General features: G+C 53.9%; 6 protein-coding genes. 2 read left to right on the top strand and 4 right to left on the bottom strand.

Translation table 11 applies throughout. From position 1 onward, the window contains the following. Nucleotides 1-189 precede the first annotated feature (189 nt). Nucleotides 190-1,455, top strand: coding sequence for an HNH endonuclease (locus WBK23_RS09075; protein ID WP_424483654.1), 1,266 nt, complete (start codon nt 190-192; stop codon nt 1,453-1,455). A gap of 133 nt (nt 1,456-1,588) precedes the next feature. Here WBK23_RS09075 and WBK23_RS09080 read toward each other — a convergent pair whose 3' ends face one another. Then, nucleotides 1,589-3,982, bottom strand: coding sequence for a DUF262 domain-containing protein (locus tag WBK23_RS09080; protein WP_424483655.1), 2,394 nt, complete (start codon nt 3,980-3,982; stop codon nt 1,589-1,591). Next, on the bottom strand, nt 3,979-5,775 hold the full coding sequence (locus WBK23_RS09085; protein WP_424483656.1) for a GmrSD restriction endonuclease domain-containing protein: 1,797 nt from the start codon (nt 5,773-5,775) through the stop codon (nt 3,979-3,981). Before WBK23_RS09085 ends, WBK23_RS09080 begins: the two co-directional genes overlap by 4 nt. Nucleotides 5,776-6,727: 952 nt before the next feature. On the opposite strand from WBK23_RS09085, the gene WBK23_RS09090 reads away from it, so the two are divergent. After that, a complete protein-coding gene (locus WBK23_RS09090) occupies nt 6,728-7,882 on the top strand; it encodes a Fic family protein (RefSeq protein WP_424483657.1) in 1,155 nt (384 codons plus the stop codon). A 403-nt stretch (nt 7,883-8,285) separates the two neighbouring features. On the opposite strand, the gene WBK23_RS09095 is transcribed toward WBK23_RS09090, so the two are convergent. Then, complete coding sequence (locus WBK23_RS09095; RefSeq protein WP_424483658.1) at nt 8,286-11,843, bottom strand: EAL domain-containing protein; 3,558 nt, start codon at nt 11,841-11,843, stop codon at nt 8,286-8,288. A 45-nt stretch (nt 11,844-11,888) separates the two neighbouring features. Then, nucleotides 11,889-12,938: a chemotaxis protein CheB gene (locus tag WBK23_RS09100; protein ID WP_424483659.1), complete on the bottom strand. Its 1,050-nt coding sequence runs from the start codon at nt 12,936-12,938 to the stop codon at nt 11,889-11,891. Nucleotides 12,939-12,972 lie beyond the last annotated feature (34 nt).

Genomic DNA, 12,972 nt, shown 5'->3' on the forward strand with positions numbered 1-12,972 from the left:
TCCTCGGTCAACGACCTGCCTGACAGCTTCAGCCTTGAATTCCGGGGTAAATCGTTGGGTGCTCATAGACTTCCTCCTATGCTCAAAGCATAGGCCGGGGATGTCTACCGGAGCGGGGGTAGTCCACCAGAGCCTGGAGAGTGTCTAGAAAACCTGGGGCGATTCCGACAGCCCCATCAAGGAAGTTGCATGGAAGAAATATTAATGAAGTGCATTATTTGCAGGAACGAAAAATCGCAGAATTGCTTTAACGACGAGCACGTAATCCCTGACTCTCTGGGTGGTTATTATCATATCTATAGCGTTTGTATAGACTGTAACTCTAAACTTGGAGAAAAAGTTGATTCGCCGCTAGTCAATCACAAGCTTTCTGAGCTGTACCGATTTGGGCAAGAGATTGCTGGGAAGTCTGGAAAAATCCCCAACCCATTTGCTGGTACCTTTGTAGGGAAGGACTCACCTACAAAAAAAGCCAGGTTAGAGGTAGGAAGCGACGGTACCCTAGAGCTGTACCAAGCTCCCGAGATTCAGTGGGGAGAGAAAGATGGAAAAATTCTCCTGAGCATTTCGGTCGATCCGAAAGATGAAGGGAAAATTGATCAGATCGTCGCCAAAACGCTTGCGCGTAAGAAAATTCCAGCAGAAGCGATTGTCAGAGGTGAAAAAACACTAGAGCTTGATCAATCCGCATACACAAGTCGATGGTCGATTGATATTAATAAGTTCAAAATTGGCTTGCTGAAAATCGCCTACGAGTTTGCAGTCGACTCTCTTCCGAGCTACTTCGAGGATGATGCAGCGATAAGAGCTTCCGAGATACTCCGTGACGCCAATTACGACGACGTACTTGATTACGTCAAGATCGGGAATGGGTTACAGGATAAAATCTGGGATCCCTTCAATCAGTTCCTAGACTTGGACAGTCGTACGCATTATCTGGTACTGGCAAGCAGCGACACCATGGGGTTAGTGTGCTTAATAAAATTGCATGATCTTTTCGCTGTCGGTGTTGTGCTCTCAACGAAGCCTTACCTTGAAGAAGGAGAAATGATTGTAGGTATAAACTCCCTTGATGCGCGGAGCTTTATCAAGATTTCGGGCCAAGAAATGGTAAGCCAGTGTCTAGGCCCTAGATATACCCGCCCCCTTTATCATCTAGATTTCAATACCATAGAAGAGTCTGTTGCTGAAATAAACAATCCCAGCTTTCGCTATGAGGGTCAGGATAACAAGAGGGAAATTGTTCCTCTTTATAGTTGGAATGGTGAGTTAATTTGCTATTTGGAAGACGCCGTTAGGCATGCTCGGAACGAGGTTGTTCAGGATGGAAATAAATACATTCAGACTTCTTGGTTTGCCCGAAAGCCAGAATATTTCGTGAAATCCGTTAAAACAGGAAACCTGTTCCAAGTTATTGCTTACGAAGTAGAGCAGATACAAATTAGGAAGCTGTAGTTATACAGCCATCAGACCCGACGTAGAAATAAAACGCCTCAGTTGAGGCCAGGGACTTTCTCGGAAGCTTTTTAGTACGGTAATGCGCGCCCCTCTGCTCTTCATTCTCAGTGAATCGCTGACAACGCTCGCCCTATGCATCTAAGATCTTGAACGCTCGGGCCATGGCGCGCAGCCTTGTGTGGATACGCTCTCGTGGAACATCTAGTGTGATGGTTTCCTTCTTCACGTCAAACTTGAAGGTAGTGATTAACAATTCCTCAAGGTCAGGTACGGATTTCATCTCTTTTCGAGATATTTGAACCCTCAAACGCCCTGAGAGTGAATAGATTAAGAAATACACATTGCAGCCCCGCAATGTGAGCACCAAATCCAGGCTCGGCTCAAACTCCGAGCCACTGACTGACTGGTAGTCATCTAACCTCAGAGGCAAGAGCTTTTTCTGCATTTGCTCCGCGTCAAGCTGAGTAAACAAGTGGTAGCTGAACAACTCGGCATGCATCCCACTCATGCGACTTTTCTTGAGCAGGTAAATTCGGTCGTTATCCCAACGCAGCGCATGTTCACCGCAATAGCGGAATACCGCCGGCGTATCCACCATGATTTGGCGCCAAGGCTCAAGCTCCTCGGCATTGGCAATCAACTCATCCAGTTGACCTTCAAGCGGAGCATCAAGATCAATCTGCGCCAACAACTTTTGCAAAACCGCGCGCGCCTCCTGCACATTTTCCCCGGCACCACCGCGTAGCAGCCGCTTCCAACTGGCTTGCTCCGACACCGAGTTGACCAGGAACGAATAGTTAGAGCCACTAAGCAAAAAGTAGTCACCCAATGACAACAGGGCACGCTCCCATCGGAAGTCCGCCAAGCTACTCAGGCCACGCGCATTGAACATCTTTTCCGCCTTGTCCAGGTATCCGGAAAACCGCTGTTGCAGCACAAGGTGCTCGCCGGGCATCCACCTTGATATACCTGCCTTGCTCCGCTTGGCCAAGACACCACTAAACTCCAACAGGAACTCAATCTGGCCTTTGAAATAGCCATGCTGCTCCGCCCGTTCGATCAGCTCGCGCCAACCACTATGGGCCAACAACAACTCGGCCTTGAGCTGCTCTTCGCTGACCTGTTGCAAGTAAAAACCCGAAGTCGGCTTTTCGTTACTGGCGAAGTAGTAAAGGATGTCGCCGGCATACGGCAATAGGCCCTGTACCGCCAGCAGGCTGCGCTGCATATCGGCGGGACGCTCGTAGCTGGAATTAATCGACAGGTTGTAGATCACACGCATCCACTCCAGCAGTGCTTGTGTCTCGGGCTGATCGCCGGCAGAACGCAGGAAAGCGACGTAGGCAAACAGCTGCACCAGATCGGTATAGGCCAGAGTTGCAGGGTCGCTGGCTAGGCGCTGGAACATAGCCGCTTCGTTGAAGTATGGGTTGTCTGGCAACACCGGCGTGAACTGATTATCTTGGGAGCTCCAAGTTTCCAGCAGCAACATAAGGGTGGCGGAGAAGTCGCGCTCCAGCCATCCACCTTTGTGATACAGAGCGTAGGTTGACTTCAAAGGTTTGAATCTGAAGGTACTGATATCCTCCAGGTAGGCGGACGCCCCCGGATCGCGGCAAACAAACGACACTGCATGGAAGAAGTTCATGATCGCATCGTCGTAAAGGTGGGTTTCCTTGTCGCGATACGCCCAAAAAAAATCGGCCCAGCGGGTATCCATACGACGGGCGAAGAAATCGGCGACGGTGAAGGTTTGACCGCTGATGTCTCTGGTCTCGTCGATGAACTGGCCCTTGAGCTCATGCTCGTAGCGGGCCTTAAATGTCTCGAAGGCCGTCAGCGGTTTTCCCCGGGCATTCATCTTGATGTATAGGTCATCGGAAAGCCCGAAATGCTCAAGATCCAGAAGCTGGAAAGTGATCACCGGTTGTCGTTCGTCCATAAGCCGCGCATAGCCCCCCGTGACTCCGGAAAAGCGCTGGTGAATAGCTTCCAGCATGGTCAGGCAGGACTGAATAGTCGGATCCAAGCGCCAGTAACGGAAATACCAAGCCTGGTTGGTAATCAGCTTGGCCAGTGAAGCTCCATCGGAGACCTCGCGCTCTGGCCAGAAGTGCACCAACGCATCGAAGAACTCGGCGCTGCTCGGGCGTACGCTGTAGGAAAACCGCGATCCGTCACCCTCGCAGAACACTTGCTTAAACTCGGCTTGGCATCCGTCGCGCCAGGCTAGGTACCAATGGAGCAGAAACAGGGTGGTCAGCCGCTGCTGGCCATCGAGAGGCAGGAAGCGGGCCGGCCCATCAACGTCGACGCTACCGTAGATGAAGTCCAGGTTCAGGGGCAGAGCTCCATCATCTGGGGCCAACGCAAATGCCTGTTGTAAGGTTCTAAGAAACTCCTCACGTACGTCCTCGGCGGCCGAGCGGCCCTGAGCGTAGTCGCGCTGGATCATCGGGATTTGGATGCGCTGGTGGCGGCTCAGCAGCTGTTTCAGAGTGATCTGACTTCCAGACTCGCTCATTGGGTAATCTCCTGGGTTGCACTGAAGAAGCACACCAAAGCTCGGGTGATCTCCGCCTGATAGGCTTCACGGTCGCTCTTGCTCCAGAACATCACGTTATCGGCCTGCGGGCTGTAGCATTTGAGGAAGACATTACGGGTGCACAGCGGCACGAAGATCCCCGACTGGTCGAGCGCCAAAAGCGCCTTGCGCTTGACCGCGAACACGGCGTTCTTGTAACTGCGGTTGGTGCCTTTATCCAATAGGGTCAGGTTGCAGATTCCATGGTCGGTCGGGGCTTCATCGTTTTCCTGAAAGTAGGCCAGTAGCTTTTTGTACAACGCTTCGAAGGCTTCGTCCGAATAGGCTTTCTTTGATTGCTCGATAAAACCATGAATGCTGTTTAACAGCGGCCTAATCTGCGCCACTTGGTCTTCAAGTTTCAGGCCTGCCAGGTAGCCCGCACACAAGTTCAACCAGCTCACCTGGTCATGTGGGCGTAAGGGTCGACTGGAGGCAATCGAGCGCACGTGCTCGATGTCCCACTCACCGTTCTTGAAACTATCGAACTGGAAGCGCAGGTTGGAGCGCGGGCTGTCCAGCAGAGTGGCTAAATTGAACAGCAACAGCAGCGAGCGAATACTCGACGAATGGCGGCCATATTCCAGCTCTTCGAGACGTTCGCTGATACACGCATGCAGCGATTCGGGTGTCAGAACATCCAAGTCTTTGTCGCAAATGGTGCGGGCAAACACCTCCTTGCGCAGCTTGCGCTCAAATGCGCTCTTGGTGGTATGTAGCGACAGTTCGCAGATGTCCGCAACATCCATGCCCTGATGAATCAGGAAGCCGACTATGTGGTAAAGAGTGCGGTCTTCGAACCACTCCTCTAGCATCATAAAGGTCTGCTTGATGCGCAGCCATTCCTTCGATGAAGCGCCGGAAACCTGGAGTTTCTTACTGTAGACATCGAAGATACCGTGCTCGTCTTGGTTCAACACATGGCCCAGCCCCTCGGCCTTGGCCACCAACTCGAACAGCAGGCCAATGCGGTTCTGAGGTCGGCTTTGCTGGTTGCAGAGGAAGTACCAGAACTCGTCCGCCTGCAGGGCCTTCTCCAACTGATCCCATTCGTGAGCGATCTTCAATTGCCGGGCGGCAGTTGCTGGTTCACTAACATCACTGCGCTTGAGGAACAGGGCGCGGATAAGCTCGTCATTGGTCAGAGGAATTTTGCCCACGTTCAGACGGGTGAAAGCATCTACTGCGTTGTCCTGAGCAGCCAGCTCGAACCAGATGACGCGTGTCTTATTCAGTAGTGCCGACTTGATCTCATCGACTTCGTGGGCACGGTTGCTGAACCAGCTCTCAATTGTTTGGATGGCATTGAATAAGTAGAAGTAATCGACATTACTGTCGGCACTGACCTCACTTGGCTCGTCAAGAAACGCCAGCAGTTGCGGGCGGGTTTCGTAGTCGAGGGTAAAAAACTTCTGCCGGTACCTTTCCGCCAACCGCTCATTGAAATGCCGAAGAATTAATAGCAGCGTGGTCAACCGTTGCTGACCATCGACCACCTCGAATGTGCCGTGCTCAGTTGCCTTGATCACCAGTGGTTGAAGGCAGTAGAAGTCTTCAGGCTGCGGGTTACGGCGCTGACTGAATTCACGTATATCTTCCAGCAGCTGGGTAACCTGCAGGGGCTTCCAGCGGTAGCCGCGCTGGTAGGCGGGAATCCAGAATTGTGTTGGGTTGCCATGCTCATCGGTGAGCAGTTCATGTATCGGTTTGAGGCATAAATCGGAATGCTTCATTCGAATCCTTTCGGGGCGGCCCGGTGCAGTGCGTTAGAGCGACAAAAAGCAGGTAGCCACTATTATGCCCACGCGGTGGTGGCTATGCAGCAGACGGATCAATACTCATACAGGCACACGGCGTTTGCATGCCGGCGGCGGGGAGGCCAAAATTGTTGTGATAGCAGCTAGAAGGTGGTTACAAAGCTACGCAGCTTGCAGCACCAATTCAGATCCCTTTTAGGGATTTGAACCGAGAACCTAGATGGTCATCTGGATGCTTGCATGCCATCACGAATGGGGCGGATTGGATACTCCGGAAAACGCTTTACAAAACCCTAGCGATGCTTAGACTTCAGACCGACGGCACGATATCTACCAAATCCAAGTGATCGGCGAATAGCGCTGGAAACACTGGGTTTTGCGGGACTCTGAGGGGTTAGGACACATCCCCCCCCGGTTCCACCAAATAAACCCCTGATTTTCCTAGAGAAAGTCAGGGGTTTTTCTTTGCGTGTCGAAAAAGTGTCGCGATTGGTCAGCCACTATGAAATCGCTACTATTCGATCTCTGAGCGCTAAGGATCAGCCTTACCCCGTCGAACGATATTCGATTACACCAATGTGGCCGTATGCCCCCACATGACCGGAGCGCCTACCGAATGGCTGATATGCATGGAGTGATACGCATGGAATCCATTGCTTAGCAGTGCGTACTTTGAGTACCGATTGCGTGGAGCCAGTTGGTTATCAAGCGGAGGTTACAAGGCTGGCTATGACGGAGTGCTGGTACACGGCCAGGGGAGCCCTGCTAGCTTCCGAGATATCTCATTTAATTATTCTCCATATTTCACTTAGCTTAAGGCTAAATTCTAGATAATGTTTGGCGTATGCTGAGCGCACACCGCTAACCACGTCGGTCAGACTGGTATTTTTCCAGATAGCTTGTCGGCCAGCTTGAGATATTTTTCTATATGCCTACGTTTACCCACCACGATCTTGAGCTTCTCAATCCTTCCTTTGACTCGGGTCTTGTTGATGTACTGAGCGAGCTAGAGCATCTGCGTCGCCTAAGGCTTGAAGGCGATACGCCACCGCAGGTGTTTTACCAGCTCAAATCGCTTTTCCATGCGCTGGAAAGCCTTGGCTCTGCCCGTATAGAAGGCAACCACACGACTTTAGCGGACTACATAGACAGCAAAGTAGACGGTAAGGCTCAAGACACGGACCAGTTGCGCGAGGTTGCCAATATTGAAAAGGCGATGGACTACATCGAGCAGGTCATGACACAAGGCGCTGTGCTGACCGAGCAGACGATTCGAGAGCTACACGCAATGACCGTGGACGACCTGGTGCGTGAAGGCGATAAAACGCCCGGCGCTTATCGCAGTGGAGGTGTCCGAATATCCCAATCGGATCACCTGCCGCCTGACTTCATCCAGGTTCAGGCTTATATGCAAGAACTTGTCGATTTCGTGAATCGCGAAGACTCCCCGAAATATGACCTCATGAAGGTAGCGCTGGCTCACCATAGATTTGGATGGATACATCCATTCGGTAATGGCAATGGCCGCGTGGTCAGGCTGCTAACCTACGCGCTCCTGATGAAATATGGTTTCAATGTCAGCACAGGCGGGCGCGTGCTGAACCCTACGGCTGTGTTCTGCAACGATCGTGAGCGCTATTACGCAATGCTTGCCACTGCTGACAAAGGGACAAAGGAAGGGCTAGAAGAATGGTGCACATACGTGCTGGAAGGCATTCGTGATGAGCTGGAGAAAGTTGACCGCCTCACAGACTATGCCTATCTGACCAAATGCATACTCGCCCCTGCTGTGGCTTTCGCACGGGAACGAGAGTGGATCACTGAAACAGAAGAGACAGTACTGTCGGCCGCAATAAAATTGAAGATCGTGAAATCTGCAGATGTAGCAGCCGTACTCCCTCAGCAGTCGAGCAATCAACGGACGTACCTGATCAAAAAGCTAGTAGATCAAGGGATGCTCTTGCCGCTCAACGCTGGGGCGAGGCAGTACACGATCGGGTTCTCAAACAACTATCTAATTCGGGGGGTAATCAAGTCCCTCAGGGAGCAAGGCTTCATACCTGAGCCGCTGGAAAAACCTTGATCATCGATGGCGCTGAGCCTGGACTGCCCACCTATATGAAAAGCACAACGGCGGTTCATATGCTCGAATTGGCTATTATTTCAAGCCAGATACCCAAGCTGGTATCCATGGAAGTGAGGGGGCCCAGCGCCAGCGGAAGTAGCAGAAAACGCCCCAGCAGCCTGGGAAATGCATCCCTCCATGTATCCCATGGTTTTTTATAACTGAATAATCCCTTTATCATCATTAGCTTAGCTGTCGAGATAAGGTGAATCCGGTCCAAATAAACCCCTGAAGAACCTAGCGTTTTTCAGGGGTTTTTCTTTGGGTGTCGAAAAGCTGGCAGGATAAGCGCGGCCTTGCTCGCAAGAGCGCAGCATTATTAGAGGCTGCCTAGCCCTCGCTCGACAGGCGCGCACATGTCTCAGCGCGGTGGTAATCCGAATTGCTGGCGCATGCGCTTATTCTCGCGATGCAACTCACGCTGCAAAAAAGCTTCGCGTAGTTGGTTACGCAAGTCTTCTGGCTCCCAGGGCTTGGTGATAAAGCGGTAGATGACGCCCCCATTGACCGCCTTCAGAACACTGGCGACTTCCATGGCACCACTCAACATCATGCGGATAACGTCCGGATAGATCGTCTTGATACGTTGCAAGAACTCGACCCCGCTCATATCGGCCAAGTAAAAGTCTGCCAGCACCACATCGACGGGGTTGGTCGCCATCAACTTGAGTGCCTCGGTGCTGCTACTGGCAGTCAGTACCAGGTAGTTCTCCAGGCGCAAGGCACGTTGCAATTCTTTGAGGTGGTCGGGCTCATCGTCGATGATCAGCAGATAGCGCTCGACTCCATCGAGGACGTTTTTCGGCAAGGTAAACGCCGAGCCGTCTTGCAAGAACTGCACGCACGCCTGCGGCGGTAGCGGTGGCGAATAGAAATACCCTTGCATCTCGTCACACCCGGCGGCCCGTAAAAAACTCAGCTGCTCAGATTGCTCCACACCTTCGGCGATGACCTTGATTCCAAGGTTGTGGCCGATGGAAATCATCGAGCGAACCAACGAAGCACTGTCGGGCTCGGTCAGCACATCGATAATGAAGCTGCGATCGATCTTCAACTGATTGAAGGGAAAGCGCTTCAGGTAGCCAAGAGATGAATACCCCGTACCGAAATCATCGATGGAAAAATGGATGCCTTGGCCGCACATCGCCTGCATCTTCTGCAACGCATCATCGGCATTCGTCATCAGGATGGTTTCGGTCAGCTCGATCTTGATCCAATGCGGCGAAATGGCATGCGCCTTCAAGGTACTGAGAACGCGCTCGACGAAATTAACCTCGCTGAAGCTGATTGCGGAGAAGTTGACGGCAACGCACAAGCCCTGATTGAAGACCTCGCTCCAGATGGTCAGCTGCTTACAGACCACATCGAACACATAGAAGTCGATGGCCACGATCCAGCCGGTCTCTTCGGCGAGCGGAATAAAGTCATTAGGCTGAACTATAGAGCCCTGTTTATGCCAGCGCACCAGGGCCTCAAAACCGCATAGGTTACCGTTCTGCAGGTCCAGTTGTGGCTGATAGACGACCATGAACTCATGGGTCTGGATGGCATGGCGGATCTCGCGCTCGATCGACAAGCGCCTCTGCACCTGCTCATTCATCTCTGGCATAAAGGCGCAGATGCGGTTGCGGCCCTGGTGCTTGGCTTGGTACATCGCCGTATCGGCATTGCGCAACAACGTGCCGGTATCGCGGCCGTCGCTGGGAAAACAGCAGAATCCAATGCTGCAGCTGACCACCACCTCCTGCTCACCGAGCATGACCGGCATGGCGATGCTTTGTTTGAAGCGCTCGAGCCAGCCAATCTGCTCACCAAGCTGATCGGTGTCGACCAGCAGAATGATGAACTCATCGCCCCCCAAACGGGCCACTGTGTCGATCGGCCGGGCAGAGACCCGTAAGCGCGCCGCCACCTCGCTCAACAGCTGATCACCGGCACTGTGGCCCAGGCTGTCGTTAATGACCTTGAAGTTATCGAGATCCATGAAAGCCAGCGTGAACCGCGAGTTACTGCGCGAAGCGAAGGCAATCGCCTGGCTGATGCGGTCGTTAAGCAGATTGCGGTTAGGCAAGCCTGTCAGGCTGTCGTGGTTGGCCTGATGTTCGAGCTCTTCCTGGTAACGCTTAGCTTCGGTGATGTCGTGCAGGATGCCGACGAAGTGGCTGACCTTGCCCCGGTCATTGACCACAGGAGTAACCGTCAACTCATTCCAGAACTCCGAGCCATCCTTGCGGTAATTACGCAGCAAGGCGCGCCCTTCCTCTTGCCCCTGTAACGCCCGACGAATGTTCTCCAGCTCTGTTTGGGCATGGTTATCGCCCTGAAGAAGACGGCAATTGCGCCCCATCACCTCGACAGAGGAGTAGCCGGTGATGCGTTCAAAGGCCGGGTTGACATAGACGATCGGCTGATCAGGCTGCTCATTGTCAGTGATGATCACCGCATTCACACTGGCCTCTACCGCCCTTGTCCGCGTACGGTTCTCGAGGTCCTGACGACGCTGTTCGGTGATGTCCTGGATGACCACGATGGCCCCCTGAATCACATTATTCACGTCGTGATAGGGCACCGCAGAGTTGAGGATGGTTTTGTGCACATCCTTGAAGGTCTGGATATCGATGACTTCATTGCGTGAGACCTGGCCGTGCCGCACCGCACGCATCATCGACCAGTTCTCGGCGGTGATCGGCTCGCCGCTTTCGGCCCACCAGCCACGGTACTGGCTAAAGCCTTCGAGGCCAGCCGAGTGAGTGCCGCCCCAAATGGCGCTGCTTTCCGGATTACTCATGATCAGCCGGCCTTGCTGGTCGGTCACCATGACGCCGACCGGCAAGCTGTCGAGGATCTTGCGCAGCAGACCTTCACTCTCGGCCAGCGCCTCGGTGCGCTGCGCCACGAGCTGTTCCATGCTCTCGAACAGACGTACACGCCCCAGCGCCATCGCGAGTTGACGGCCTATCGATGCCAAGGCCTGCAGCGATTCATCAGACCAGGCACGTCCACCACTCTGCACCACATTCAACATGCCGATGATTTCACTGCTGAGCAGCAGTGGAATGCTGGCATGTATGCCATCGCCGGGCTGCTCGGCGAGCGCCGGGCATTTCGCGATATTAGTCGGCTGGCTTAATTTATCGCTCAACCAGGCATGCCGGCATGGACAGTTCTCCGCGCAGGCGCTCAGCTTCGTTAAAGAATCACCACCGCCCCGCCACCTCGCACCGACGACACTGACCTCGTCAGTTGGGCTCCAGGCATCGGCCATCAACAACCAGGCACTCACGGCATCGGGAAACTCCAGAATGCGCCGTAAAGCGGCATCAATCACATGCTGCTCGCTCTTGGCGTCCGTGAGCCCCGTGGTGAAGTGGAACAAGCAATTGAGCAGCGAGTTGGTGCGGGTCAACTCATCGTGCTTGGCCTGCAGTTCATGATTGAGGCGTACACCCTGCTCATAGGTGGAAATCAGCAGGTCAAGAATCTGCTGACGCCCGGCCGTAATGAAATGACGCTCACCTTCGAGCACCACCTCCACGCCCATCTGCACGCGCTCATGACTGCGCAACTCCAGGTTCACCAGGAAATACCGGATGCGCGACATCAGGTACTTTTCGTCGAACGGCTTGACGATGAAGTTATCGGCCCCAGAAGCCAGCCCGTGGACCACATCACGGGCGTCCGCCAGCGATGTCACCAGAATCACCGGAATGTCCCTGGTCTGAGCGGCATTCTTCAGTTGCCGACACAGCTCATAACCGTCCATTTCCGGCATCACGATGTCACTGATGACGATGGTCGGACGACTCTCGGCGATAAACGCCAGTGCTTCAAGGCCATTGCGGGCGACGCGCACCTTGCAACCGACAGACTCAAGCATGTACTGCAATTCGGTGGCCTGGGTCGGGCTGTCTTCAACCACCAGGATTTCGGCATTGGTGTACATGGCTCATGTCCCTCCAGCCGGTTAAGCGTCCTGTGAAACAGATTGCGCAGCGAGCGCATTGAGGAGTGCCGCGATACCCTCAGGGGGCAACACTTTACCGATGGCCCGTTGCTCGATGGCGGCTAACGGCATCGAGTCGACCACTGCGGTGCTAGGCTCCTGGGCAATGGTCAAAGCACCTGTGCGACTGAGTTCAAGCATGCCTTTGGCCCCATCTTTCCCCATCCCGGAAAGCTGGATACCGATGGCTTGTTTACCGAATTGCCTGGCTACAGAGCGGAACAGGTAGTCCGCCGATGGTCGGACATACTCTTCCAGCGGGCCATCGTCAAAAAGCACACTGCGATTGGCTGAAAAGCCCAGATGCAGCCCCTCTGGAGCCAAGTAGAGAGTGCCAGGAACCAGTGTTTGCCCGTCCACGGCAACGGCGACGGGGCCGGGAGCAAAGGTTGCCAGCCACTCGCAGAAGCTTTGCAGGAACCCTGGCGCTATATGCTGCACCAGCACCAGCGCCCAGGGCTGCTGTGCACTTAATGCCTGCAAAATGCTCTTGATTGCCACCGGCCCTCCGGCAGAGGCCGCGATGGCAACCAATTGCGGTCTGCTAGAGGCCAGACCAGACAGCTGCAGAGCGCTCTGCTGCCGCATCGGCTCGCCAGCCTTGCGCAGACGCCTGACGATCTTGACCTGAGACATGCTACGCAGAGTTCGCAGCAATTCATCAATGCGCTCGCTGAAATCAGGCGCGCCCAGCCCCGACGGCTTCTCCAGGACAGCCAGGGCACCTGCCTCAAGCGCACGCATGGCAGTGGCAGACGCATAGGGATCTGCGCTTGCCGTCACCACCACCACCGGTAGAGCGTAGCGCTCGAGTATCCGCGCAGTCGTTTCGTATCCATCCAGACCAGGCATATGCACATCCATGGTGACAATGTCGGGAGTATAGACAAGCAGAATTTGCAGAGCCTGTTCACCGTTGCTGGCCTCCTTTACCTGGTAGCCCTCGGCCTCGAGCACCGCGCGGAGCAACATGCGGGTTACCACCGAGTCGTCGACTATCAATACGCGCATTACCGTCCCTCCGAGAAGCACCGCCCATTGCACA

It is taken from the genome of Pseudomonas sp. (assembly GCF_049653025.1).
Lineage (GTDB): Bacteria > Pseudomonadota > Gammaproteobacteria > Pseudomonadales > Pseudomonadaceae > Aquipseudomonas.

What these genes read in the sequence shown, in the direction of transcription:
- WBK23_RS09075 (WP_424483654.1), top strand. Translation starts at nt 190, where the DNA reads ATGGAAGAAATATTAATGAAGTGCATTATTTGCAGGAACGAAAAATCG.
- WBK23_RS09080 (WP_424483655.1), bottom strand. Translation starts at nt 3,982, where the DNA reads ATGAGCGAGTCTGGAAGTCAGATCACTCTGAAACAGCTGCTGAGCCGC.
- WBK23_RS09085 (WP_424483656.1), bottom strand. Translation starts at nt 5,775, where the DNA reads ATGAAGCATTCCGATTTATGCCTCAAACCGATACATGAACTGCTCACC.
- WBK23_RS09090 (WP_424483657.1), top strand. Translation starts at nt 6,728, where the DNA reads ATGCCTACGTTTACCCACCACGATCTTGAGCTTCTCAATCCTTCCTTT.
- WBK23_RS09100 (WP_424483659.1), bottom strand. Translation starts at nt 12,938, where the DNA reads ATGCGCGTATTGATAGTCGACGACTCGGTGGTAACCCGCATGTTGCTC.